Origin of the sequence: Nocardiopsis coralli (assembly GCF_014892575.1) — a bacterium.
Lineage (GTDB): Bacteria > Actinomycetota > Actinomycetes > Streptosporangiales > Streptosporangiaceae > Nocardiopsis > Nocardiopsis coralli.
Map to the genome: position 1 here is coordinate 76,424 of NZ_JADBGI010000026.1, position 23,527 is coordinate 99,950.

Below are 23,527 nucleotides of genomic sequence, written 5' to 3' on the forward strand. Positions count from 1 at the left end.
CCGGTGCCGCCCCGGACGCACACCGGGGTTGACCACACAAGGAGACCCCGTTGACCACCTCTTCCGGACCGCAGGCCAGACCGCACCGGAGCCTGGGCACCATCGACGCCGCCGCCATCGGTGCGGGCGCGATGCTCGGTGCCGGGGTGTTCTCGGTGTTCGCGCCCGCCGCCGTCGGCGCGGGCGCCTGGCTCCCGGTGGCCATCGCCATCGCCGGGTTCGTCGCCTACTGCAACGCCGTCTCCTCGGCACGGCTGGCCGCGCGCCACCCCGAGTGGGGCGGCGCCTACGTGTACGGGACCGAGCGCCTGGGCGAACTGTGGGGCTTCCTGGCCGGATGGGCGTTCGTGGTGGGCAAGATCGCCTCCTGCGCCGCCATGGCCCTGACCTTCGCGCACTACGCGCTGCCCGGCTGGGAGAGACCCGCCGCCGTGGCCGCTGTCGTGGTGATGGTCGCACTCAACTTCCGCGGCATCAGACGTTCCACGTTCGTGGTCAAGGTCCTGGTGCTGCTGGTGCTGGGCGTGCTGGCGGTGTCCGTGGTCGCCATGCTCATGAGCGGGCGCCTGGCCGCGGTGGCCGAGGTCGACGGGCTGGGTCCCTGGCCCGGTTCCTTCGGGCTCCTGGGTTCGGCCGCGCTCATCTTCTTCGCCTTCGCCGGGTACGCCCGTGTGGCGACCCTGGGCGCCGAGGTGCGCGAACCCCGCACCACCATCCCCCGTGCGATCAACCTGTCGCTGGCCACCGTGCTGGTGGTCTACATGGTCGTGGGCACGGGGCTGCTCATCGTCCTGGGGCGCGAACGCCTCATCACCAGCGAGGCGCCGCTGGTCGACGCCGTACTGGTCTCCGGCCAGCCCGCGCTGGTGCCGGTGATGGTCGCCGGCGCGGCCGTGGCCAGCCTGGGTGCGCTGCTCTCGCTGCTGCTGGGGATCTCGCGCACGACCGCCGCCATGGCCTCGGACGGGCACCTGCCCCGCAGGCTCGGCATCGTGCACGAGCGCTCCGGGGTGCCCCACCGTGCCGAGACCGCGGTGGGCGCCGTGGTCATCGTGCTGATCCTGTTCGGCGACCTGACATCGGCCATCGCCTTCTCCGCCTTCGGCGTGCTGGTCTACTACACGATCACCAACGCCTCGGCGCTGCGCCTGGGCCCGGACGAGAACCGCCCGCCCCTGGTGGCTCCCCTGGGCGGGCTCGTCGGCTGTGTGGTGCTCGTGTGCAGCCTTCCCCTGCCCGTGATCGGGCTGGGTGTGCTGGTCCTGGGCGCGGGCGCCGGGCTGTGGTGGGTGCGCGACCGCATGTCCCACCGCCCGGGCTGAGGGGCGACCGCGCCCCGGGTTTCAGGGGCGGTGGCCGACCAGGAACTCCAGCCCGCGGCGCGCGGTGGTGGACAGGCGCAGATCCGAGAGCTCCTCGGGCGTGAACCAGCCGCACTCGCACGTCGAACCACCGCTCTCCAACACCTGTGCCGGCCCGGGCTCGGGCACGAACACGTGCGAGAACACCCAGACGGAGTAGATGTCGGTGCCGCTCTGCACGGCCCTGCGGTGGCTGGTCACGGTGATGAGCTCGCCGACCACGCCGTGCTGGCCGGTCTCCTCCAGCACCTCGCGGCGCAGGGCGGAACGGGAGTCCTCGCCGTCGTCGACCCCGCCGCCGGGCAGGTGCCAGGTTCCGGCGCCCGGGAACCCCTCGGAGATCCGGCTGAGCATGATGCGCCCGGCCGCGTCGGTGACGATGCCGTAGGAGGCGAACCGGCGCAGGCGCGGTCGTTCGGCCTCCTCGCCCGTGATCTCCTCCTCGGCCTCCAGGTCGGCGGGGCCGGGGGCCAGGGCCGCGGAGCCGGCCAGCTGTGCCCAGCTGTGGCGGTGTGCGGGCTCGGCGAAGACCACCCGGTCGATGTGCAGACGCCGACCGCCGGGACGCGGCACCAGTTCGGTGATCACGTCCACGGCGGTCAGCGGTGCCTCGGGCGCCAGACCGTTGCTCTCGCGCAGCAGCACGGCCGGGTCCTGGCCGAACAGCACACGCTCTCCGCGGAGCTCGGGCCCGTGCGCGCCCGCGGTGATCAGGTGCGCGGTCACGCGCCGCGTCGTCCCCTCCCGGGGGTCGGGCCTCACAGGGTCCCCACGGGGGCCGGGCCCGAGACGCCGGCCATGGTGAGCAGTTCGTCGAGCGAACCGATGGTGGTCAGGCCCTCGTTGCCGGGGCGGCGGTGGCGGTCGATGACGACCGGTCGCATGCCCGAGGCCACGGCGCCCACGGCGTCGGCCTGGATCTGGTCGCCCACGTGCCAGCAGTCGGCGGGGTCCACGCCCAGGCGCTGGGCGGCGGCCTCGAAGATGCGGGGCTCGGGCTTGCCGGCGCCGGCGGTGTCGGCGCACACCACGGTGTGGAAGTACCCGGCCAGTTCCATGCTCTGGAGCTTGGGGTGCTGCATCTGCTCGGGGCCGTTGGTGACCACGGCCAGGCGGAACCCGGCCGAGCCCAGGGCCTGCAGGGCGGGGTGCGCGTCGGCGAAGACCTGCCAGGAGCTCTGGTGGGTCTCCAGGTAGAGACGGTAGAGCTCGTCGCAGTGGTGGTCGGAGATCTCCGAGTGCCCGGCCTGTACGGCCAGGGCCCGGATGCGTTCGCGGCGCTGCTGGTCCAGGCTCAGTTCCCCGCGCAGGTAGGCGCTGAAGGAGATCTCGGTCTGGACGTCCCACAGGCTGCGTGCTGCACCGAAGTCGGGGTGGCCGAGCCGCTCCATGACCGCGCGCAGACCCGCCGAGGACGCGCCTGCGTCGTCGATGAGAGTGTCGTCCAGATCGAAGCAGATCGCGGTCGGGGTTGCGGGATTGTTCGGCATCGTTCCTCTATGGATGGGCAGGACAAACAACCCAACGCTAACCCGTTGATCAGACGGAAAAGGTGTAAACCCCACCGAAAGGGATGTGCCCAAGGTCACTGTACGGCCCGTCGGCGCAGGGCTCCGCACCGCGGTCGGCTCACGGCATCCGCTGGAACCACAGCAATGAGGCCACAGCCGTACCCAGGAACAACAGGATCGCGACCACCACGAACCGTGTGACGATCTCCTCGTGCACGACCTCGGTCCCGAGCGAGGACCCGATGTCCTCGTAGACCTGGTCGAGCTCCTCCTCGCTCTCGGCCTCGTAGAAGTGGCCCCCGGTGTCGTCGGCCAGCCCCTGCAGGGCATCCTTGTCGATGTCGGCCGGCACCTGGTACCCGTCGATCTCGATCATCGCCGCCCCCGAACCGAAGGCGATCGTGGAGACCGGGACCTCCTCCTCGGCCGCCACCGCCGAGGCCTGCGAGATGTCGCGGCCGCTGGTGTTCTCCCCGTCCGAGAGCAGCACGATCGCCGACGGCGGGGGATCCTCGGCCGACTCCTCGTCGAAGCCGCGGATCGCCTCCATCGACGCGAACACCCCTTCGCCGATGGCCGTGCCCGGTCCCAGCCGCAGGTTCTCGATCGAGGAGATCACCGCCTGGTGGTCATGGGTGGGGGAGGAGACCACGGTCGCGGTCGAGGAGAAGGACACCAACCCCACGTTGAACCGGTCCGGCAGCGTCTCCACGAACCCCTGCGCAGACTCCTTGGCCGCCGCCAGCCGATCCGGTTCGATGTCGTTGGCCGCCATCGACAGCGACACGTCCACCGCCACCATGATCGTGGCGCGTTCGCGCGGCTGCTCCACCGGCATCGCCGGCTGGGCCACCGCCGCCACCAGCACACCGAGCGCCGCGGCGAACAGCGCCGGAGGCACGTGCCGGCGCACGTCCGGGCGGTACGGAACCACCTGGTCGAGCAGTTCCAGGTTGGTGAAGCGCACCGTGTACTGGCGCCGTCGGCGCTGGACCACCACGTAGGCGGCCACCACCGCGACCACGAGCAGCAGCAACCACAGCCGCTGGGGTTCCAGAAAGGTCATGGCCTGAGCCCCCCGTGCCTCGTTCGGCTCGTCCTCGTCCCGGTCACCGTGGAGCCCCCGGAGTGTGGCGGGCCAGGTGGTGGGCGGTGCGCCGCTGGTGGATGACAAAACGCGCGAAGTCCAGGACCCAGTCCCGGTCGGTGCGCAGCGGAAGATGGTGCACGCCCGAACGCCGCAGTGCCCCGCGCACCGCCTCGCGCTGGGCCGCGGCCGCTTCCCGGTACTTGGCACGCACCGCACGGGTCAGGCGCACATCGCGCACCCGCCCCGTACGCGGATCCCGCAGCGGTACGTCCCCCACCTCGGGCAGATCGAGCTCGCGCGGGTCCAGCACCTCCACGACCAGCACCTGGTGGCGCGTGGACAACTGCCGCAACGGGCGCTCCCACGTCGCCTCACCCCCGAAGGCCGGGGTGTCCAGGAAATCGGAGACGACCACACGCAGCCCGCGGCGCCGCCGCGTGCGGGCCAGATCGTCGAGGGCGTCGGCCAGGGTCGCCCGGCGCGGGTCGGGATCGTCCACGTCCCCGGTGGGTGCGGCCGCCACCGTCGCCAGCAGCGACAGCAGCGCCTCCTTGCCCGACCGGGCCGGCCAGCGCCGGATCGCGCCCTGGTGCAGGAAGTGCGCCCCGAACCGGTCTCCCACACGCTGGGTCAGCAGGTTGGCCGCCACCATGGCCCCCACCGCCACCTCGCGCTTGGTCCGGGTCTGTGTACCGAAGTCCATGCTCGGAGACAGGTCCAGCAGGGTCCAGCTCTCGAGCTCGCGGTCGGCGACCAGGTCGCGCACGTGCGGGGCGTCGGTGCGTGCGGTGACCGCCCAGTCCATGTGGCGGACGTCGTCCTCACCGGGCTGGTACAGGCGCGCCTCGGCCGCCTCCGAGCCCGGCCCCAGTCGCAAGCCCAGGTGCTCGCCGTGCAGCAGGCCGTCCAACCGGTGCACGATCTTCAGGTCCAGGCGGCGCAGCGCCGCACGCAGTCGGGGGTCGGTGCCGATCGCGGGTGGTCTCACGCCGCTCACCTCGAGGGGGCGAAGGAGGCGCTCTCCCCGCTGGGTGGTTCGTCCCAGATCACCCGCGGTGCCATCACGGTCGACAGGATGCGCTCGACGACCTGCCCGGCGGTGATGCCGTCGGCCAGGGCGTCGAAGGTCAGCACGAGGCGGTGGGCGATCACGTCGCGCGCCAGTGTGCGTACGTCGTCGGGCAGGACGTAGTCGCGCCCGCGCAGCAGGGCCAGCGCGCGGGCGGCGGCCACCAGCCCCAGGCTGGCGCGCGGGCTGGCGCCCACCTCCAGCACCTGGCGCAGGTCCGGCATCTGGTAGTTCTCCGGCTCGCGTGTGGCCATGACCAGGCGCACCACGTAGTCGGAGATGAGCTGGTGCACGTGCACCCTCTGGGCGTCGGCCTGGAGCTCGCCGAGGGTGACCGGGTCCAGGATCTGGTGGGCCGTGGGCGGCGTTGCCGACATCCGCCGCAGGATCTCCATCTCCTCGTGCGCCTTGGGGTGGCCCACGTCGACCTTCATGAGGAAGCGGTCGCGCTGCGCCTCGGGCAGCGGGTACACACCCTCGGACTCCACCGGGTTCTGGGTGGCGATGACGATGAAGGGCGCGGGCAGCGGGTAGGTGGTCCCGCCCAGGGAGACCTGGCGTTCGGCCATGACCTCCAGCAGCGCCGACTGCACCTTGGCGGGGGCGCGGTTGATCTCGTCCGCCAGCACGAAGTTGGCGAAGACCGGCCCCAGCTCGACGTCGAAGCGCTCGGTGGAGGGGTGGTAGATGCGGGTGCCCACGATGTCGGAGGGCACCAGGTCCGGGGTGAACTGCACCCGGGCGAAGGACCCGCCGGTGACCTTGGCCAGGGTCGACACGGCCAACGTCTTGGCGATGCCCGGAACCCCTTCGATGAGACAGTGGCCCTGGGCGACGAGGGCGATCAAGGACCGTTCCACCATGGACTCCTGGCCCACGATGACCGTCGAGACTTCGTGCAACGCCGCCCGCAGCAGTCTGGTCGGCTCTCCCGGTGTGCTCTCAGCACCCGGGGAGGGAGCGGAGCCGTTGCCGGTGTCTGCCATGTTCCGCCTTCCCGACATGGGTACCCCGTTGGCATGGGGACGCGAATAGGGTGTGGATCACCCACCTGTGGCGACACTACCCTTTCGGCGCAGCGGCCGTCGGGTAGACAACGCCGGGACCACAGCGGGCGGGTGAGCGCGAGAGGGGGCACGAGATGGCCGGTCCCGCATCGGGCCTGACCGAGACCGACCCGACCCAGCTGGGCGGTTACCGCCTGGAGGGCCGGCTGGACACCTCCTCGCTCGGGGTGGTCTACCTGGGACGCGACAACACCGGCGCGCCGGTCGATGTGGCCGTGCTGAACGCGGGTGCGGGCATCGACCCGGGGTCGAAGCAGCGTTTCGTCGAGGCCGTCGGCGGGGGAGAGGACGTGCTCTCGGCCCGCACACGCGGGCGCGCGCCGCTGTGGGTGGCGGTCGCCCACGACGAGGAGGGCCAGGGGGCCGGCGAGTACCTGCGCAAGGCAGGTCAGGGTGGTCCGGTCGTGGCCGCGGGTCCCGTGGTGATGCCGCACTGGGCCGGAGAGCGTGCGGGTGCGGTGCGGTGGACGGCCTGGGACGGCCGGCGGGGGAGCAGCGCCGCCGCCGGGCCGGGCAACTGGGGGCTGATCCTGGCCCTGGCCCTGTTGTTGCTGTTCCTGCTGTTGGTGATCACGCTCCTGTACTGGTGGATGCTGCAGTTCCCCCAGCCGGACATGTCGATGGACGGCAGCCCCGACATGGAGTCCGGCCCGCCCGAGGATGAGCCGAGCCCTTCACCGGGGGAGGGGGAGGAGTCCGAGGAGGGCGACGAGGAGGTCCCCGCGCCCACGACCGGTGAAGAGGGCGGTGAGGGCTGGGGCGAGCAGCCCGAGGACAACCTCTGATGGTGGATTCTGGGCTACCCGGGCAGGGGATCGGGGCGCCTTCGGCCTGACCCGGTACAGGGCAGGGGAGTGTGTCGTCGCTGGTCAGAGGGGCTTTTTCGGGGTAGGGGCGAGCAGGCCCCATCGCTTTGCGGGAGCGACCTCCCCTGCCTCAAATTTTTTGCGCCGGCTCGACATGATCATGATAGATCTACAACGTAAAGGCGCCCCGGCTTTTCTCTGAAAAGCCTTGAAAAAATTCGTGTGCGGCTACGCCGCACACCCTTACTCATGGCTCCGCCACAGCCGCCCCGAGCCGGTCGGGGCGGCTGTGGCCTGTGTGGCTAGAACGCGTTCAAGGTCTCGTTGCGGGCCCTGTGGCCCAGCGCCGGGGGAGCGGTGCCCTGTGATCGGCCGATCGTTCCTCGCGCTGTTCACGCATTCAGTGGAACCTCGGACGTCGTCCAGTTCCAGTCCGTCGGCGCGTACTCCTTCTTGAGCCGGTGACGTGCCCGGCGGAAATGCGCCAGCGCATCGGTCACCGCGTCGGGCAGGTCCGACACGTCGTCCGGGAGTGGGACGGTGAGTACGAGGTGCTGTTTCTCGTGCACCAGGACCAGGCCGCCGTTCCCGTCGATGTCGTGCAGGCGGAAGTGCTTGAGCGGGGCGAAGCGCCGGTCCTCGGTGGAGAGCTGACAGGTCCTGTTCCCGGAGAGGTCGAACGTGTACAGGCCGAAAGTGTTCAGGTGCACGATGCGGTCGCGGCGGTGGTCGGTCACCACGTCGTAGCGCACCCCACGGCACGGCGAATCCCGGTGGGTGTCGAGATCGAGGTGTCCCAGGAGTGTGCCTTCGGAGTCCACCAGGCCGAACAGGAAGTCGCCCCCGCGCTGTGCCGCGTGCTTGAACCACCCGAGCATGAGGACCACGAACGTGGAGTCGTCGATCGGGACCACATCACGGACGCTCTCGGGCCGGGGCACACGGAACCCTGTGCCGTAGCGGCCGGTGATCTGTTCGGCCAGTTCGGTGCGTGGCTCGCCCTCACCGGAGCCGTCGCTCGGAGGGTAGTACCGCGGGCCACGCAAGGCGGGTCGCTCACGCCGCAGGGCGGTGACCGCGGTGAGCTCGGGGAGTTCCGTCCCGACCGGTTCCTGCGAGACCGCCACGACGTTGTCGCCGAGCAGGCACAGGACGCGGCCGGACGGTGTGGTGCGGGTGCGGTGGGCCCACCGGTCGGTTCCCGGTGCGCACACCGGCTCGGCGGTGTCGAGCCCGGGCTCCAGGACCCGGGCCCGGTTGTCGCGTGTGGAAAGCAGTGGTCTGCCGTCGGGCAGCACGCTCAGGGCGTCGGCCACGGACCACTCGTGTGAGCCGCGCACCAGGGTCTGGGCCGACGGCCGGCCGTCCGGCGAGTAACGGGTGAGGACCTGTTCGGTGACGGCCCCGCGGTCGTTGTGGCTGACACCGGCGTGGGTGAGGTCGGGGCCCACGTCGGAGAGGGTGTAGCGCCCTCCGTCGGGGGCCGTGCGCACTGCGAGGTGCTTCCAGGTGTGGCCACCGGTCAGGCCGAGGCCGGCGACGTCGAGGCTCTGGGGGAACAGGATCGGGTGGAGGGTCGCCATGGGGGTCTTTTCCATCTCGGTGCGTGTGCGCCACGACCCTAGGGCGCAGGTGTGACAGAACCACCGGGGCGGGCATGCCGGGCGGGCGGTGTGCCGTGGGTGCCTATGCTGGTCGGCGTGCTGAAAAAGGTGATCGCCACGCGGTACGTGTTGCCGCTGCGCGAAGGAGGATCGCTCCCGGGGTTGGTGGAGGCCGACGACCTCGGGACCTACGTGGTCAAGTTCATCGGCGCCGGCCAGGGGCGCAAGACGCTCGTGGCCGAGGTCGTCACCGGTGAGCTGGGCCGGGTGCTGGGGTTGCCGGTGCCCGAACTGGCGGAGGTGGAGTTCGACGCCGTCATCGCACGAAGCGAGCCCGATCAGGAGGTCCAGGAGCTGCTCAGGTCGAGCGGCGGGCTCAACCTGGGCATGGACTTCCTGCCCGGGGCGCTCGGGTTCGACCCGCTGAGTTTCGACGTCGGTCCCGATCTGGCCGGGCGCATCCTGTGGTTCGACGCCCTGACCGGAAACGTGGACCGTTCGTGGCGCAACCCGAACATGCTGGTCTGGCACGGGAAGCCGTACCTGATCGACCACGGTGCGACGTTGATCTTCCACCACAGCTGGGCCAACGCCGACCGGTTCGTCAGCCGACCCTACGACGCCGAGGACCACGTGCTCATCGGTTCTTCACCGGACCTGAAGGCCGCCGACACGGCGCTGGCCCCGCTGGTCACCGAGGAGGCGCTGCGCGGTGTGGTCGCGATGGTGCCCGACGAGTGGTTGGTGGACGAGCCGGGGTTCGCCTCGGCCGACGAGGTGCGTGAGGCCTACGTGCGGCACCTGTTGGCGCGGGTCGCCGACCGCCGTTGGCTGCCGGAGGTGGCGCAGTGAACCAGGTGCAGAGGTACAGCGACGCGGTGACGACCGGACGGGTCGGTGAGCAGCGCGACCGTGTGGTGTTCGAGTACGCCCTGTTGCGTGTGGTGCCGTGCTTGGAGCGGGGCGAGTGTGTCAACGCCGGGGTGATCCTGTACGCGCAGGAGCAGGGGTTCCTGGCGGCCCGGTGGTCGCTGGACGAGGACCGGTTGCGGGCTCTGGCGCCGCACGTGGATGTCGAGGGTGTGCGCCGGGCTCTGGAGTCGGTGGCGGCGATGTGCAGGGGTGGTGCCGAGGCCGGTTCGGCCGGGCGTGAGCGTCCGGGGCAGCGGTTCCGGTGGTTGACGGCGCCGCGGAGCACGATCGTGCAGCCCGGGCCGATCCACGGGGGGTTGACCGAGGACCCTGAGGCCGAGGTGGAGCGGTTGTTGGAGCGTCTGGTGCGCTGAGGTTCCGGTGGTGTGTGGCGGCGGGTGCGTGGTGCCCGCCGCCACTGGTGTGTCCGGGGTGGTGTCGAGGACGTGGTGTGTTTCGTCCAGGTAACCGAGGTCACATTCTTACCGGGTGGTACGGGGCAGCTTTTCGGGTGTGGGCGGTGTTGGTATGGAGTGGCCCCTTGTCGGTGGATGCGCTCCCAGGGTGTGTGCGCCGGCTTTTCCGTCTTGTGTGAACTGGAGTGCTTGTGCGGTCCCCGAACTCCCCCGACCCGGTCGCCGACCACCAGGGTCCGGAGCCCTCCGAGACAGCGCCCAGGACGCGCCGTTCGGTCGTGCTCCTGGTGTTGGTGCTGGGTCTGCTGACGGCGACGGGTCCGTTGGCCACCGACATGTACCTGCCCGCGTTCCCGCAGATCACCGAGGATCTGGGGACGGTCGAGGCGCAGGTGCAGCTGACGTTGACCTCGATGATGCTGGGGTTGTCGCTGGGGCAGCTGATCATCGGGCCGATGAGCGATGCGCTGGGCCGGCGCAAGCCGTTGCTGGTGGGGGTCGCCGTGTTCACGGTGACGTCGGTGCTGTGTGTGTTCGTGCCGAACGTGACGGCGTTCATCGTGTTGCGGTTCGTCCAGGGGATGGCTGGTGCCGCGGGTGCGGTGATCGCCCGTGCGGTGGTGCGTGACCTGTTCCGCGGTGACGAGGCGGTGCGGTTCTTCTCGCGGTTGGCGCTGGTGATGATGTTGGCGCCGCTGCTGGCCCCGTTGTTGGGGGCGCAGTTGCTGTTGGTGGGGCCGTGGCAGCTGAGTTTCTGGGTGTTGGCGGCCATGTCGGCGCTGAGCTTCGTGGTGACGCTGGTGTGGCTGCCGGAGTCGCTGCCGGAGGCCGAGCGGGTGCGGCGGGGGCCGCGTGAGTTGGTGGCGACGGTGGGGCGCCTGGTGCGTCAGCCGCGGTTCATGAGTCCGGTGCTGACGCTGGGGCTGAGTTTCGGGATGCTGTTCACGTACGTGTCGGCGTTCTCGTTCGTGTCCCAGCAGGAGTTCGGTGCGTCGCCGCAGACCTATGCGTGGCTGTTCGCGGTGAACTCGTTGGGGATGATGGCCGGTACGCAGACCAACGGGTTGTTGGTGGGCCGGGTGGAGACGCTGCGCCGGTTGGGTGTGGGGCTGTCCCTGGCGTTGTCGTCGGTGCTGGTGCTGACGGTGCTGTCGTTGGCGGGGGTGGCCTCGTTGTGGACGGCGGTGGGGTTGCTGGCGGTGATGATGTTCAGCGTCGGTTTCATCATGCCGAACGCGACGGTGACGGCGTTGGACGGGCAGCCGGTGGCGGTGGCCGGTACGGCGTCGGCGTTGATGGGGTCGTTGCAGTTCGCGATGGGTGGCGGTGTGGCCGCGTTGGCGGGGTTGACGCCTTCGGGTGAGGCTTCGTTGGTGAGTATGTCGGTGGTGATGGCCGGGGCGGCGTCGTTGTCTGCGGTGGCGTACGTGTGGTTGCTGCGTGCGAAGCGGGCGTCGGTGGCCGGCTGAGTGGTGTGCGCGGGGCCGATGTGCCTGTGTATGGGCGGTGTGGGTGGTGGGGTCCGGGTTGCCGTGGTGTGGGGGTTGCGGGCACAGTAGGGCCGACTTCCCCGATGTGTGCGGGTCTGTTCTGGGCCCGTTCTTCGACGCGGCAGAGGAATGAGTGGTATGGGCGAGGCGAGTGTCACCCCTGGTACGCGGGCTCGGCGGTTGTCCGGGTTGGGCGAGCTGGTCTACGAGGTGGCGAACGCCGACGCTCACGCTCAGACGTGGTCGGTGCCCTCCGGTGTGGACGGTGACTGGGAGCGTGTGACCGCGGGGGCCTTCGCCACTGATGTGAGCGGTGTGGCCAAGGGTCTGGTGGCCGCCGGTGTGGGTGAGGGCGACCGGGTGCTGTTGGTGGCCGACAACCACCACGACTGGGTGCGTGTGGCCTTCGCGGTGTGGACGGTGCGTGCGGTTCTGGTGCCGTTGCCGTCGGTGGCCTCGGCCGAGCGGGTGGCGCACGTGGTGCGTAGTGCGCGTCCGGCCGCTGCGGTGGTCGAGGGGCGGCGTGCGCACCGTGTGGTGGCGGGGATGCAGCGGGAGTTGCCGGATCTGGGGCGTGTGTGGCGGTTGACGCCGGGGTTGCCCGAGGTGGTCTCGCTGGGGGCGTACATGGACGCCTCGGCGGTGCGGTTCCGGCGTGAGGCGGCTTCGGCGGAGGATCCGGCGGTGATCGCGTTCCCGTTGAGCACGGTGTCCAGGTCGATGCGCGGTGTGGTGCTCACGCACGGGGCGTTGTTGGCGGCCGGTGCGGATGTGGTCGACCGGATGTGGCCGCGGTTGTCGGCGTTGGATCCGGGTGCGGCGAGTGCCCTGTTGGACGAGCCGTTGTCGCAGGCGCAGGGGTTGGCGTCGTTGGTGGCGTGTGTGGCGGGCCGTGTGCGTGTGGGGTTGGGCCGGCCGGGTGCGTTGCGGGCGTCGTTGGGCGAGTTCCGGCCCACGGTGGTGGTGTGCGGGGCGTCGTTGCTGACGTCGGTGTACGACGAGCAGCGGGCGGCGGCCAAGTCGACGGGGTGGGACTCGTTGGGGACCTTCAACGCGTCGGTGGATGCTGCGGTGCAGTTCGACCGGTCGCCGAAGAAGGGTGCGTGGCGCCGGTTGTCGCGGTCGATGTACGACTGGTCGTTCTCGAAGGTGCGTGAGGTCTTCGGTGGGCGTGTGCATCTGATCGTGTGCTGGGGCGGTGCTCTGCCGGAGAAGTTGGATGCTTTCTACACCGGTGTGGGGATGCCGGTGATGCAGGTGTGGGGTTGCGCGGAGACGGCGGGGGTCTTTGCTGCGAACGGTCCCGATGAGCGTGTGGCCGGTTCGGTGGGGCGTGCTCTGCCTGGTCGTGAGGTGTGGGCCTCGCGGGAGGGTGAGGTGTTCGTGCGCGGTGGTGCGGTCTTCTCGGGGTACTGGGACGACGGCGAGGGGTCGCGTTCGGCTTTCCGTGAGGGTTGGTTGGCCACGGGGTTGGCGGCCGAGGTCGACGGTGACGGTGTGGTGTGGCCGCGGGGCCGGGTGCGGGTGCAGTCGGCGTCGGCGGCGGTGCCGGGGCGTTTCGTGGCGGGTGCGGCCGCGGCGGGCCCGGGGGTCGGCGGGCCGGCTCAGGTGGGTCCGGCGCCGGGCGGTGAGGTGCGCGGTGGTGAGCAGGCCCCCGGTGGTGCGGGTGCCGGTGGCGGGCTGGAGCGGCGTGCTGTGGGTCCGGCCCCGGCTGCCCCTGCGGGACCGGCGGCTGCGCAGGGTGCCTCTGAAGGGGCGGCGACGATGGAGCTGCCGGTGGTGGGTGGTTCGGCGCCCGGTGGCGGGGCTGTCGGCCCTGTGGAGCCTTCGGATGCGGAGTTGGTGGCCGGGTTGGAGGCTCGGCTGCGGGCTCATCCGTTGATCAGCCAGGTGATGGTGATCGTGGAGGGGCGGCCGTTCGCGAGTGCGTTGGTGACGTTGGTGCGTGACCAGTTGGAGTACTGGCGGTTGGTGAACGGTCGGCCGTTGTCGATGGCGGCGGAGGAGATCGCGGGGGACCGGGATCTGTTGCGTGAGGTGCAGGGGTTGGTCTATGAGGCCAATCGGAGTGTGCCGCGGCGGTTGGCGGTGCGTTCGTTCCATGTGTTGGCGGAGGAGTTCACGGCGCAGTCGGGGTTGGTGTTGGCCTCGGGTGAGTTGCGGCGTGAGGCGGTGTTGCGGGCGTTCTCGGAGGAGATCGAGGGTCTGTACCGGTCTCGTCCGTAGGGCGGGGTGTTTGCGGGCGGTGTCGGCTGTGGGCCGGCGCCGCCCGCTCGTGTGTGCGGGGCGGCCCTGGGTGCTGGGGTGGGGGCGCCTGGTGGGTGGGGCCTGTGGGCCCTTTTTTGTGTGTGGGGGTCAGGTGGGGGTGTCGGTGCCGTTGAGGTAGGCGAGGACGGCGAGGACGCGGCGGCTGTCGTCGGTGGAGGGGGCGAGGTCGAGTTTGGTGAAGATGTTGTTGATGTGTTTGCTGACGGCTTTGTCGGTGATGTAGAGGCGCTGGGCGATTGCGGGGTTGGAGCGGCCTTCGGCCATTTCGCCGAGGACTTCGCGTTCGCGGGGGGTGAGGTCGGCCAGGGGTCCGCTCTGGTCCTGGCTGGCCAGGAGTTGGGAGATGACGGCGGGGTCCATGGCGGTGCCGCCCTCGGCGACGCGGCGGATGGATTCGATGAACTGGCCGATGTCGAAGACGCGGTCCTTGAGGAGGTAGCCGACGCCGCCGTGGTCGTCGGAGAGGAGTTCGCGGGCGTAGAGCTGTTCGACGTGTTGGGAGAGCACGAGGATGGGCAGCCCGGGGACCTGGGTGCGGGCGTCGATGGCGGCCTGGAGCCCTTCGTCGGTGAAGGTGGGGGGCAGGCGGACGTCGACGACGGCGACGTCGGGGCGGTGGTGGGTGAGGGCGGCGTGGAGTTCGGGGCCGTTGTCGACGGCGGCCACGACGGTGCAGTCGTGTGCCTGCAGGAGGCGGATCAGGCCGTCCCGGAGGAGGGCAAGGTCTTCTGCGATGACAACGCGCACGGGATCTCCAGGGTGATGATGGTCGGTCCGCCGGGTGGGCTGGTGATGTTCATCGTGCCATCGAAGGCGTCGATGCGGCGTTCGATGCCGGCCAGGCCGCTGGCGGGGGTGGTGGTGGCTCCGCCGTGGCCGTTGTCGGTGACGGTGATGACGAGGCGGTTGTTGCCGTGGTTGATGTGGACCCGTGCGTGGGTGGCGTGGGCGTGTTTGGCGGCGTTGGTGAGGAGTTCGGCGGTGGCGAAGTAGGCGGCTGATTCGACGGGGTCGGCGGGGCGGCCGTCCAGGTGCACGGTGACGGTGACGGGGAGTTGGTGGGTCAGGGCCAGGGCGTGGACGGCGCCGTGGAGTCCGCGTTCGACGAGGACGGGTGGGTGGATGCCGCGGACGAGGTCGCGTAGTTCGGTGAGGGCGTGGCGGGTGGTTTCGCGGGCTTCGGTGAGCATGGTGCGGGCGGTGTGGGGGTCTTGGGTGACGATCTGTTCGGCCATGCCCAGGTGCATGCCGAGGGCGACGAGGCGGGCTTGGGCGCCGTCGTGGAGGTCGCGTTCGATGCGGCGGATCTCTGCGGCTTGGGTGTCGATGGTGTTGGCGCGGCTGGTGGCGAGGTGTTGGACGCGGGCGGTGAGTCGGGCTTTGGCGGTGGAGGTGAGCAGGAGGTGGTTGAGGCGTGTGTAGAGGGTGAGTGTGGGGCGGGTGAGGAGGTGGGCGAGGTAGAGGAGGGCGGCGGCGAGGGTGATGAGGAGGAGGCGGGCGGTGAGGGTGTGGGGGGTGGTGAGGTCGTAGATGGGTTCGGGGTTGGGGGTGAGGGCGGTGGTGGCTTGGTAGAGGGCGTGGGTGGCGAGGGTGGGTGGGATGGCGAGGATGAGGAGGCTGAGGGGGGCGGAGATGAGCCAGAGGAGGTCTTTCCAGGTGGCGGGGTCGGTGATGAGGGTGCTGGCTCGGCGGTTGATGCCGTGGTGGGGGATGGGGCGGTAGCTGGGGGTGAGTGGTTGGTGGGTGAGGTGGGTGAGGGTGTGGCGTTGGCTGTTGGCGAGGGTGCGTAGGAGGGTGCCGGTGAGGATGACGAAGGGCAGGCCGATCCAGATGAGGGTGAGGAGGGCGGAGGCGATGACGAGGGGTAGGAGGAGGAAGGCGGCGATGTGTTGGGAGAGCAGGAGGATGAGGTAGGCGAGGGTGGTGTGTGGGGGGTGGCGGGTGCGGTGGTGGGGTGTGGTGGTCATGGTTCCTGCTCGTGGGTGGTGTGGGTGGGTGTCCTTTCCATTGTGGGGGTGGTGGGGCCCCGGCCGGTGGTGGCCGGGGCCGTGTGGTGGTGTGGGTTGTGGGCCTGTGGGGCCCTTTTTTGTGTGTGGGGTCAGGGCCAGCGCATGTCGGTGGCGGGGCCGAGTTCGTCGGTTCCGAGGGCGTCCTTGAGTTGGGTCCAGGCTTGTTCGGGTGTGTTGTCGGTGCCGTCGCAGGTGCGTTGGTCGCAGGCGGTGTGTTGGCTCATGGCGCCGGTGAAGTGGAGGGTGCCGTTGTCGCCGTGGGTGTGGATGTTGGCCCATTGGCGGGCTTGGGTGCCGTCGGTGCGGTAGATCTGCGGGATGAGGTGGACGTTGTCGTGGGCGGCGCCGGCGGCGGTGTGGACGTCTTGGAGGGTCCAGTCGTTGTTGCAGGGGCCGTCGCCGTCGGTGGGGCAGCCGTCGGCTGAGTTGGCGGCGTAGAGGGGTGCGGTGGTGGTGGAGGTGTAGGCGTTGAGCCAGTCGTGGGCCCAGTCGGGGGTGGACCAGGCGGGTTCGGCGTCGATGGCGCCGGTGATGGTGACGTTGGGTGTGGTGGAGCGTTGTTGGGCGGTGTCGATGGTGGTGGCCCAGGTGGTGCCGGCGTGGGTTCCGGTGGGTCCGCCGTCGTCCTTGTTGTTGACGCCGAGGGCGAGGTGGGTGGTGGTGTCGGGGGTGGCGCATTCGGTGAAGCCTCGGGCCCAGTGGTGGGCGTAGTCGAGGGCGTCGGTGGTGGGTGTGCGTTCGGTGGTGGTGTCGGGGCCGGTGCCGGGTTGGCGGAGGGTGTCGTCGTCTTCTTGGGTGCCGAAGAAGAGGATGGTGAGGCCGTTGGTGTCGGCTTGGGCTTGGGTGCATCCGTTGGTGTGGGCGTGGTCGTTGGTTTGTGGGAGGGGGATGTAGTGGCTGGTGGTGTGGCCGGGGTAGTCGGGTTGTGGTGTGGGTTGGGCGGTGGCGGGTGTGGCGAGGGTGAGGGTGAGTAGGGCGGCTGCGGTGGTGGCGGTGGTGGTGGTGAGGTGTGTGTGGTGCATGGGGTCCAGTTGAGCGCGGGGGTGTGGGGTGGGACACGCATGTGGGGTGTTGGGAGGTTGTGGGGCATTCGGGGTGGGTGTTTGTTGGGGGTTTCTGGTGCGACTCGCCGTCGGCGATTTCCCGTGTCTTGGCCCGACCTGTGATGATCGGGGGTGTGTGGCGTGAACTGATCTGGGAGATGTATCCGGAGGCCGTGTTGGCCGATCCGGTGGACGAGGTGGCCTTGTCCGAGGTGGAGAAGCGGTTGCAGCTTCCTCTGCCGTTCGAGCTGGCGTCGTTGTTGCGCGAGGTGGACGGGGTGGCCAATGAGTACGGGGACGCGGTGGTGTGGAGTGCGCGTCGTCTGGTGGAGGACAACCTGGGGATGCGGCGTGAGCCGGATTATCGGGAGTTGTATGCGCCCTTCGACGAGATGATCTTCTTCGGTGATTCGGACATGGGGCCGCAGTTCGCGTACGTGCACACGGACTACGGGCCGGGGATCGTGGTGTGGGATCATGAGACGGATCGGCGCCGGTTGGTGGTGGTGTCGTTGCGGGACTACTTGGCGCGGTGTTTGATCCAGGGGAATTCGTGGTTCCGGTGAGTCGGGGGTTGACCTGCCGGTTCGTGCTACTTTTTCGGTGTTGACCGAGGTTGAGCACGTTTGAGAGTAGGACCATGTCGGAGCAGTCCACGGCCTCGCAGGTGGCCGCTGTGGTGCAGGGCCGCCAGGTGTCGGAGTTCGGTGAGTTCGCCCCCGAGGCGGTGCGCGGCGGGGTGTTGCGGGTGACCGAGGTGGGCGAGGAGGTCCTGCACCGGCGGTGTGCGGATGTGGGGCCGGAGATGTTGGGCGGTTCGGAGCTGGGGGCTCTGGTCGATGACATGTTCCGGACCATGTATGCGGCCGAGGGTGTGGGGTTGGCGGCCAACCAGGTGGGTGTGGACCTGCGGGTGTTCGTCTACGACTGCCCTGATGATGAGGGTGTGCGGCACGTGGGGCATGTGGTGAACCCGGTGTTGGACGAGCGTGATCTGGACGATGCGGTCGTGGTGGAGCCCGAGGGGTGTCTGTCGGTTCCGGGGCCGCATGCGGATCTGGGGCGGGCCGAGCATGCCACGGTGCGGGGTGTGGACCGTGACGGGGAGCCGGTGGTGGTGTCCGGGAGCGGGTTCTTCGCGCGGTGCTTGCAGCACGAGACCGATCACACGGTCGGCAAGGTGTATGTGGACCGGTTGTCCAAGCGTGAGCGCAAGAGGGTCCTCAAGCGCATGGAGGAGATGCGCGAGGAGGTCCTGGAGCGGCGTGAGGAGCGTGCCGGGGAGCTGGGTGAGGAGCTTGCGGCTTCCTGAGGGGGCTTGATGTACCGGTTGTGAGGGCTTCGACCTGCGGGTCGGGGCCCTTTTGTCGTGTTGGGGCCAGGTCGGGGCGGTGGGGGCCTTTGCGGGGGTGTGTGGTCCACTGGTGGGCTCGTGGGGGTGCCGGTGGGGTGGATTGGCTCTGACAGTGGCCCCGATGTGGGGGGCTGTGATCCTTCCGTGATGCGCGGGGGCGGTAGATTGCCCGGCATGCAGAACGGGGACACAGGCGGCGGTGAGCCGACACAGCAGGTGGTCATTTACACCGACGGGGCGTGCAGCGGCAACCCCGGCCCGGGAGGGTGGGGTGTGTGGTTGCGCTACGGCGACCACGAGAAGGAGTTGTTCGGCGGCGAGCGCGAGACCACCAACAACCGGATGGAGCTGATGGCGGCGATCCAGGCGTTGGAGGCGCTGCACCGGCCGATGCCGGTGGTGGTGCACACCGACTCCTCCTACGTGCGCGACGGCATCACGTCCTGGGTGCAGGGGTGGAAGAAGCGCGGGTGGCAGACCTCGGCGAAGAAGCCGGTCAAGAACGTGGACCTGTGGCAGCGCCTGGACGCGGCCCGTGAGCGCCACGAGGTGGAGTGGCGGTGGGTGCGCGGCCACAGCGGCGACGAGGGCAACGAGCGCGCCGACGAGTTGGCGCGGCGCGGCCGGGACGAGGCCGCGGTGGGCTGAGTGCGCCGGCCACCGGGTGTGGGCCCGTGTCCCCTTGTGTGGGGGTGCGGGCCTTTGGTGTGTGCGGGCTCAGGTGTGATCGGCGGGGTGGTCGTGGTCCTGTTCGTCGCGGAAGCGTTCGACCATGAGGCGACGGGGTCCGGTGCCGTCCTCGGAGAGTTGGTCGTCGGGGTTGGAGAGGGTGCAGGTGCTCAGGGACAGGCAGCCGCATCCGATGCAGTCGCTGAGGTCGTCGCGCAGGCGGGTGAGTTGGTCTATGCGGGCGTCGAGTTCGTCGCGCCATTGGGCGGACAGGTCGGCCCAGTCGGTGCGGGTGGGTGTGCGGTTGTCGGGGAGTTGGTCCAGGGCTTGGCGGATGCGGGCCAGGGGGATGCCCACGCGTTGGGAGATGCGGATGAAGGAGACCCGGCGCAGGGTGTCGCGGCGGTAGCGGCGTTGGTTGCCGCTGGTGCGGCGGCTGTGGATGAGGCCTTTGCGTTCGTAGAAGTGCAGGGCCGAGACGGCCACGCCGGAGCGTTCGGCCACCTGGCCGACGGTGAGTTCCTTGGTGATGGGTGCCACGGGGCCGAGTTTATGCGGGGCGGGCGTGGGGGCCGGTGAGGGCGTAGGCGCGGGCGTAGCGGCCGCCTCGCAGGAGGAGTTGGCGGTGGGTTCCGGTTTCGGTGAGGTGTCCGTGTTCGAGGTAGAGGATGCGGTCGGCGGTGTGGGTGTGGGTGGGGTGGGTCATGGCGGTGATGTGTGCGCGGTGGTGGGTGGTGGTGATGAGGGCGGTGGTGGGGTCGAGGGTGCGGATGTGGGCGGGTTGGGGTGTGTGGAGGTGGCCGGTGGTGGGGCGGGTGTGTCCGGTGAGGAGTTGGATGAGGGTGGTGGGGTCGGTGAGGCCGACGAGGGCGAGGCGTTCGCCGGGGTGGAGGGTGAGGTCGAGGTGGTGCAGGTGTGGGGGCAGGGTGAGGTCGACCAGTTCCACCAGGGGTGGGGTGTGGCGGGTGGGTGCGGGGCGGGTGCGGAGTGTGTGTCGGTGGGTGAGCCTCACGGGTGTTCCGTTCTGGTGGTGGTGCCTCTCGGGTGCTTCGATCACCGCGGGAGGGTGAGAGTTCTTGTTGTGTGTTCGTGTCCCGGGGTGGTGGGGCTCACGGTGTCGGGGCTGGTGGTGGGTGTTGGGGGTTCAACGTTCGGGTGGGGGCGTGGGTGCCCGTGGGTGGGGTGGCCGTTGTGGTGGGGTGTGCGACCTTGTGGCCGTGGTGGGGGTTTGGTGAGGGTGGGGGTCATGGCGCACGAGGTGGTTCTGGTCTGTTTCGAGGACATGTTGGCTCTGGACCTGTCGGGGCCGTTGGAGGTTTTTGCGGCTGCCGACGGGGGTGAGGGGTTCTACCGGGTGCGTACGGCGTCGTTGGGCGGGCGCGGGGTGCGCGCCTCCAACGGGTTGCGGGTGGGGGTGGATGTGGCGTTGGAGGAGGTGGAGGGGGCGCACACGCTGCTGGTGGTGGGTGGTCCGGGTGCGCGGGGTGGTGATGCGGTGTTGGCCGGCCAGGTGGGGCGGATCGCGGCCCGGTCGGAGCGGGTGGTGTCGGTGTGCACGGGTGCGTTCGTGTTGGCGGGTGCGGGGTTGTTGGAGGGGCGGCGGGTGGCCACGCACTGGCGGCACGGGGCGGAGTTGGCGCGGGTGTGCCCGGGGGCGGTGGTGGAGAGCGATCCGGTGTTCGTGCGCGATGGGCGGGTGTGGACCTCGGCGGGGGTGAGTGCGGGCATCGATCTGGCGTTGGCGTTGGTGGAGCAGGACCGGGGCCGGGCGGTGGCGTTGGAGGTGGCGCGGTCGTTGGTGGTGTTCCTGCGGCGTCCGGGTGGGCAGGCGCAGTTTTCGGCGGCGTTGTCGGGGCAGTGGGCGCAGCGTTCTGGGGTGCGTGCGGTGCAGCACTGGGTGGTGGAGCATCCGGGGGCGGATCTGTCGGTGGGGGTGTTGGCCGAGCGTGCGGGGTTGTCGGTGCGTCAGTTCTCGCGGGTTTTTGCGGCGCAGGTGGGGTGTACGCCGGGCCGGTATGTGGAGCGGGTGCGGGTGGAGGCGGCGCGGCGGTGGTTGGAGGAGTGTGATGCGCCGGTGTCGGCGGTGGCGCGTCGGTGCGGGTTCGGGGGTGAGGAGGTGATGCGGCGGGTGTTCGTGCGGGTGGTGGGGTGTGCGCCGTCGCGGTACAGGGAGCGGTTTCGTGGTGTGTGAGTCGACAACTGGGGTGTGTTGCGGTGCAGGTGGCGATCGTGGTGTTCGAGGGTGTGACGTTGCTGGATGCGGTGGGCCCGTATCACGTGTGGCGGTCCTTGCCGGGTGTGGAGGTGGTGTGGGTGGCTGAGCGCCCGGGTGTGGTCGGTGACGGGCGCGGGGGTGCGGTGGTGGCCGAGTACGGGTTGGAGGAGGTGGCGCGTCCGGACGTGGTGTGTGTTCCGGGCGGGCCGGGTCAGGAGGCGCTGATGGGTGGGGGCGCGGTCGTGGACTGGGTGCGTGCTGTGGATGAGGGCAGTGCGTGGACGGTGTCGGTGTGTACGGGTGCGTTGGTGTTGGCGGCTGCGGGGTTGTTGGAGGGGCGGCGTGCGACGACGCACTGGTTGGCGCGGGGGGAGCTGGGTGCGTGGGGTGTGCGGGTGGTCGAGGAGCGGGTGGTCTTCGACGGCAAGTACGCCTCGGGTGCGGGGGTGAGTGCGGGTATCGATGTGGCGTTGGCGTTGGGTGGGCGTCTGGTGGGGGTGGAGGCGGCTCAGCGGGTGCAGTTGATGAGTGAGTACGATCCGGCGCCGCCGTGGGATGCGGGGTCGCCGGGGCGGGCTCCGGGGTCGGTGGTGGCGTGGGCGCGGGAGCGGTCGCGGTTCTGTCGGTAGCCGGGGGCGGCGCTGTGGGGTGGTGTGGTCGGGGGTGGGGAGGTCTGGCTTGCTGGCCTACCTATCGGTAGGTAGGCTCGTGGGATGAGCGAACACACCTCGGTCGCCGTGCGCGACCTGGAGAAGTCCTACGGCAACAAGACCGTCCTCGACGGCCTCTGCCTCAGCATCCGGCGGGGCAGCCGCACCGTGGTCCTGGGCCCCAACGGCGCCGGAAAGTCCACCCTGCTGGAGATCGTGGCGACGCTGCGCTCCCCGGGCTCGGGAACGGTCGTGGTGGAGGGCCAGGACGTGGTCGCGCACACCCGGCAGGCACGGCAGCTGATCGGGCTGGCGCCCCAGTCCAACGCCCTGGACCCGCTGGCCTCACCCCAGGAAGTGCTCGACTTCCAGGGGGCGGTTCTGGGGCTGCACGCACGGGCCGCGCGCCGCCGGTCGAGCGAGTTGCTGGACCTGTTCGGGCTGGGCGAGCACCGGCGCACGCGCATCGCGAAGCTCTCCGGCGGGACCCGCCGCAAGGTCGACCTCGCCGTCGCCCTGGTCAACGCGCCCTCGCTGGTGATCCTGGACGAGCCCACGACCGGCCTGGACCCCCTGGCCCGGATGGACCTGTGGGAGGAGCTCAAGCGCCTGAACGCCAACGGCGAGGCCAGCACACTGCTGATCTCCACCCAGGACCTGCACGAGGCCGAGGTGTTGGCCAGCGACATCGTGGTCCTGCGCGAGGGGAACGTCGCTGCGCACGACTCGCCCGACGTACTCAAGAGCTTGGTGGGCGAACGCACCCTGACCTTGGCGCTGGATTCGCCCGGGACGGCCCGGGCGCTGGTCGGGGCGAGTCGGGCCGGGTTCCGCGCCGAACCCGGCGACCCGGGCACCGTGCGCCTGGCTCTTCCGCGCGACCCGGCCGTGCTGCGCTCGGCGCTGGAGGACATCGGCTCGGTCGCGGCGTCGGTCCAGCAGATGCGGTTGGCCGATCCCTCGCTGGACGACGTGTTCGCGAGCCTGGCCGCGGCCTGACCGACAGCACGCCCCTCTGCCACGTAAGGAAGAGCTCACCATGACCATGACAGCTGTCCCTCCCACGCGCGCGACTGCCCGCGGCGCCGGTACGTTCCCGGTCACAGCAGCGGCCACGCGGCGGTCCCTGCGCGCGGTGTTCCGTTCCCCGGCCCTGCTGATCACCCCGTTCGCCCAGTCGCTGTTCTTCCTGCTGGTCTATGCGGGCCAGCTCGGCGACGTCGGCAGCAGCTACCTCGACGACCAGTCCTTCATCGCCTTCCTCCTGCCGCTGATCGTGCTCACGGGTGTGGCCACCGGTGCCGGCGCCGCCGGGACGATGACGCTGGGCGACATCACCAGCGGCTACCTGGACCGGCTCCGTATGGCCCACGGCACGGCCACACCGTTCCTGGCCGGAACGCTCATCGCCACCCTGGTCGCTGTGAGCGTGCAGGCCCTGCTGACCACCGGGGGTGCGATGCTGGTGGGTTACAGGCCCACCGGGTGGGCCGAGACCTTCGCGATGGTCGGGCTCATGCTGGTCCTGGGCCTGGCGGTGGCCCTGTTCAGCATCGCCGTGGCGGTGCACACCGTCTCGTCCTCGACCACCGGTCTGGTTCCCCTGGCCTTCTTCGGGCTCTCGTTCTTCACGGGTGTGTTCGCCCCCGTGGAGGAGCTCTCCGGTTGGATGCAGGCGATCGCCACGGTCAACCCGCTCACCTACATCATCGACACCGCCCGGGAACTGGAGAGCGGCACCGTTCCCAGCGCCGGTCCTGTTGCGGTGGGCCTGCTGCTGGTGCTCGTGGTCGCCGGGCTCATCAGCTGTGCGCTGGCACTGCACCGGGCCCGCAGGAGGCGATGAAGCCCGGGGGCGGCCCGGGCCGTGACGGCGCCCCGGGCCGAGAGCGCGGGTGTGTCGGAGCTCTCGTGCGGGCCTTCGGTGGGGGTGGGTGGGGCGGGGGTAGGTGGTGGGTGCTTTTCGTTTCCCCCCGATGGAAAGGTGTGTGGG

Annotated in this window: 24 protein-coding genes; 13 read left to right on the forward strand and 11 right to left on the reverse strand. The window is 70.1% G+C overall.

The window, feature by feature from the left end; translation table 11 throughout:
- Nucleotides 1-50 precede the first annotated feature (50 nt).
- Nucleotides 51-1,322, forward strand: a complete 1,272-nt coding sequence (locus IDM40_RS23355) for an APC family permease (RefSeq protein ID WP_193124201.1) — start codon at nt 51-53, stop codon at nt 1,320-1,322.
- A 21-nt stretch (nt 1,323-1,343) separates the two neighbouring features.
- On the opposite strand, the gene IDM40_RS23360 is transcribed toward IDM40_RS23355, so the two are convergent.
- From IDM40_RS23360 to IDM40_RS23380, 5 genes are all read right to left on the reverse strand, one after another.
- Entirely contained in the window at nt 1,344-2,087 is a 744-nt protein-coding gene (locus IDM40_RS23360; RefSeq protein ID WP_193124202.1) for an NUDIX hydrolase, read from the reverse strand.
- Between the two features lie 32 nt (nt 2,088-2,119).
- Entirely contained in the window at nt 2,120-2,851 is a 732-nt protein-coding gene (locus IDM40_RS23365; protein ID WP_193124203.1) for an HAD family hydrolase, read from the reverse strand.
- Between the two features lie 139 nt (nt 2,852-2,990).
- Nucleotides 2,991-3,938 (reverse strand): VWA domain-containing protein, encoded by a 948-nt coding sequence (locus tag IDM40_RS23370; protein WP_193124204.1) that lies wholly within the window; start codon nt 3,936-3,938, stop codon nt 2,991-2,993.
- A gap of 43 nt (nt 3,939-3,981) precedes the next feature.
- On the reverse strand, nt 3,982-4,950 hold the full coding sequence (locus IDM40_RS23375) for a DUF58 domain-containing protein (protein ID WP_193124205.1): 969 nt from the start codon (nt 4,948-4,950) through the stop codon (nt 3,982-3,984).
- A 5-nt stretch (nt 4,951-4,955) separates the two neighbouring features.
- Nucleotides 4,956-6,017 carry an AAA family ATPase gene (locus IDM40_RS23380; RefSeq protein WP_193124206.1) on the reverse strand — a complete coding sequence of 354 codons (1,062 nt, stop codon included), beginning with the start codon at nt 6,015-6,017 and terminating at the stop codon, nt 4,956-4,958.
- Nucleotides 6,018-6,172: 155 nt separating this feature from the next.
- On the opposite strand from IDM40_RS23380, the gene IDM40_RS23385 reads away from it, so the two are divergent.
- Nucleotides 6,173-6,883: a hypothetical protein gene (locus IDM40_RS23385; protein ID WP_193124207.1), complete on the forward strand. Its 711-nt coding sequence runs from the start codon at nt 6,173-6,175 to the stop codon at nt 6,881-6,883.
- Nucleotides 6,884-7,296: 413 nt separating this feature from the next.
- Here the strand turns inward: IDM40_RS23385 and IDM40_RS23390 are convergent, their stop codons facing one another.
- Nucleotides 7,297-8,487 carry a hypothetical protein gene (locus IDM40_RS23390; RefSeq protein ID WP_193124208.1) on the reverse strand — a complete coding sequence of 397 codons (1,191 nt, stop codon included), beginning with the start codon at nt 8,485-8,487 and terminating at the stop codon, nt 7,297-7,299.
- Between the two features lie 105 nt (nt 8,488-8,592).
- Here IDM40_RS23390 and IDM40_RS23395 point away from each other — a divergent pair, with 105 nt between their 5' ends.
- The 4 genes from IDM40_RS23395 to IDM40_RS23410 all read left to right on the forward strand — a co-directional run bounded on the left by IDM40_RS23395 (nt 8,593) and on the right by IDM40_RS23410 (nt 13,552).
- On the forward strand, nt 8,593-9,360 hold the full coding sequence (locus tag IDM40_RS23395) for a HipA family kinase (protein WP_193124227.1): 768 nt from the start codon (nt 8,593-8,595) through the stop codon (nt 9,358-9,360).
- Entirely contained in the window at nt 9,357-9,794 is a 438-nt protein-coding gene (locus tag IDM40_RS23400; RefSeq protein ID WP_193124209.1) for a DUF3037 domain-containing protein, read from the forward strand. The genes IDM40_RS23395 and IDM40_RS23400 overlap by 4 nt, the downstream gene beginning before the upstream one ends.
- A gap of 233 nt (nt 9,795-10,027) precedes the next feature.
- On the forward strand, nt 10,028-11,305 hold the full coding sequence (locus IDM40_RS23405; RefSeq protein ID WP_407940040.1) for a multidrug effflux MFS transporter: 1,278 nt from the start codon (nt 10,028-10,030) through the stop codon (nt 11,303-11,305).
- A gap of 159 nt (nt 11,306-11,464) precedes the next feature.
- Nucleotides 11,465-13,552 carry an AMP-binding protein gene (locus IDM40_RS23410; RefSeq protein WP_193124210.1) on the forward strand — a complete coding sequence of 696 codons (2,088 nt, stop codon included), beginning with the start codon at nt 11,465-11,467 and terminating at the stop codon, nt 13,550-13,552.
- A 129-nt stretch (nt 13,553-13,681) separates the two neighbouring features.
- Here IDM40_RS23410 and IDM40_RS23415 read toward each other — a convergent pair whose 3' ends face one another.
- From IDM40_RS23415 to IDM40_RS23425, 3 genes are all read right to left on the reverse strand, one after another.
- Nucleotides 13,682-14,341 (reverse strand): response regulator, encoded by a 660-nt coding sequence (locus tag IDM40_RS23415; RefSeq protein ID WP_193124211.1) that lies wholly within the window; start codon nt 14,339-14,341, stop codon nt 13,682-13,684.
- Complete coding sequence (locus tag IDM40_RS23420) at nt 14,293-15,561, reverse strand: sensor histidine kinase (RefSeq protein WP_193124212.1); 1,269 nt, start codon at nt 15,559-15,561, stop codon at nt 14,293-14,295. Before IDM40_RS23420 ends, IDM40_RS23415 begins: the two co-directional genes overlap by 49 nt.
- A 131-nt stretch (nt 15,562-15,692) precedes the next feature.
- Nucleotides 15,693-16,625, reverse strand: coding sequence for a hypothetical protein (locus IDM40_RS23425; RefSeq protein WP_193124213.1), 933 nt, complete (start codon nt 16,623-16,625; stop codon nt 15,693-15,695).
- 143 nt (nt 16,626-16,768) lie between these two features.
- On the opposite strand from IDM40_RS23425, the gene IDM40_RS23430 reads away from it, so the two are divergent.
- The 3 genes from IDM40_RS23430 to rnhA all read left to right on the forward strand — a co-directional run bounded on the left by IDM40_RS23430 (nt 16,769) and on the right by rnhA (nt 18,648).
- Complete coding sequence (locus tag IDM40_RS23430; protein WP_193124214.1) at nt 16,769-17,212, forward strand: SMI1/KNR4 family protein; 444 nt, start codon at nt 16,769-16,771, stop codon at nt 17,210-17,212.
- Between the two features lie 74 nt (nt 17,213-17,286).
- Nucleotides 17,287-17,958, forward strand: a complete 672-nt coding sequence (def, locus tag IDM40_RS23435; protein WP_193124215.1) for a peptide deformylase — start codon at nt 17,287-17,289, stop codon at nt 17,956-17,958.
- Nucleotides 17,959-18,174: 216 nt separating this feature from the next.
- Nucleotides 18,175-18,648 carry a ribonuclease HI gene (gene rnhA / locus IDM40_RS23440; RefSeq protein ID WP_193124216.1) on the forward strand — a complete coding sequence of 158 codons (474 nt, stop codon included), beginning with the start codon at nt 18,175-18,177 and terminating at the stop codon, nt 18,646-18,648.
- Between the two features lie 69 nt (nt 18,649-18,717).
- On the opposite strand, the gene soxR is transcribed toward rnhA, so the two are convergent.
- Together soxR and IDM40_RS23450 are read right to left on the reverse strand one after the other, a co-directional pair.
- Nucleotides 18,718-19,209, reverse strand: coding sequence for a redox-sensitive transcriptional activator SoxR (gene soxR, locus IDM40_RS23445; protein WP_193124217.1), 492 nt, complete (start codon nt 19,207-19,209; stop codon nt 18,718-18,720).
- 10 nt (nt 19,210-19,219) lie between these two features.
- Entirely contained in the window at nt 19,220-19,681 is a 462-nt protein-coding gene (locus tag IDM40_RS23450; protein WP_193124218.1) for a P-loop NTPase family protein, read from the reverse strand.
- Nucleotides 19,682-19,915: 234 nt separating this feature from the next.
- Between IDM40_RS23450 and IDM40_RS23455 the strand changes: the two genes are divergently transcribed.
- The 4 genes from IDM40_RS23455 to IDM40_RS23470 all read left to right on the forward strand — a co-directional run bounded on the left by IDM40_RS23455 (nt 19,916) and on the right by IDM40_RS23470 (nt 23,380).
- Nucleotides 19,916-20,860, forward strand: coding sequence for a GlxA family transcriptional regulator (locus IDM40_RS23455; protein ID WP_193124219.1), 945 nt, complete (start codon nt 19,916-19,918; stop codon nt 20,858-20,860).
- On the forward strand, nt 20,857-21,513 hold the full coding sequence (locus tag IDM40_RS23460) for a DJ-1/PfpI family protein (protein ID WP_328807106.1): 657 nt from the start codon (nt 20,857-20,859) through the stop codon (nt 21,511-21,513). Before IDM40_RS23455 ends, IDM40_RS23460 begins: the two co-directional genes overlap by 4 nt.
- Nucleotides 21,514-21,597: 84 nt before the next feature.
- Nucleotides 21,598-22,533, forward strand: a complete 936-nt coding sequence (locus tag IDM40_RS23465) for an ABC transporter ATP-binding protein (RefSeq protein WP_193124220.1) — start codon at nt 21,598-21,600, stop codon at nt 22,531-22,533.
- A 40-nt stretch (nt 22,534-22,573) separates the two neighbouring features.
- Nucleotides 22,574-23,380, forward strand: coding sequence for an ABC transporter permease (locus IDM40_RS23470; RefSeq protein WP_193124221.1), 807 nt, complete (start codon nt 22,574-22,576; stop codon nt 23,378-23,380).
- Nucleotides 23,381-23,527: the final 147 nt, after the last annotated feature.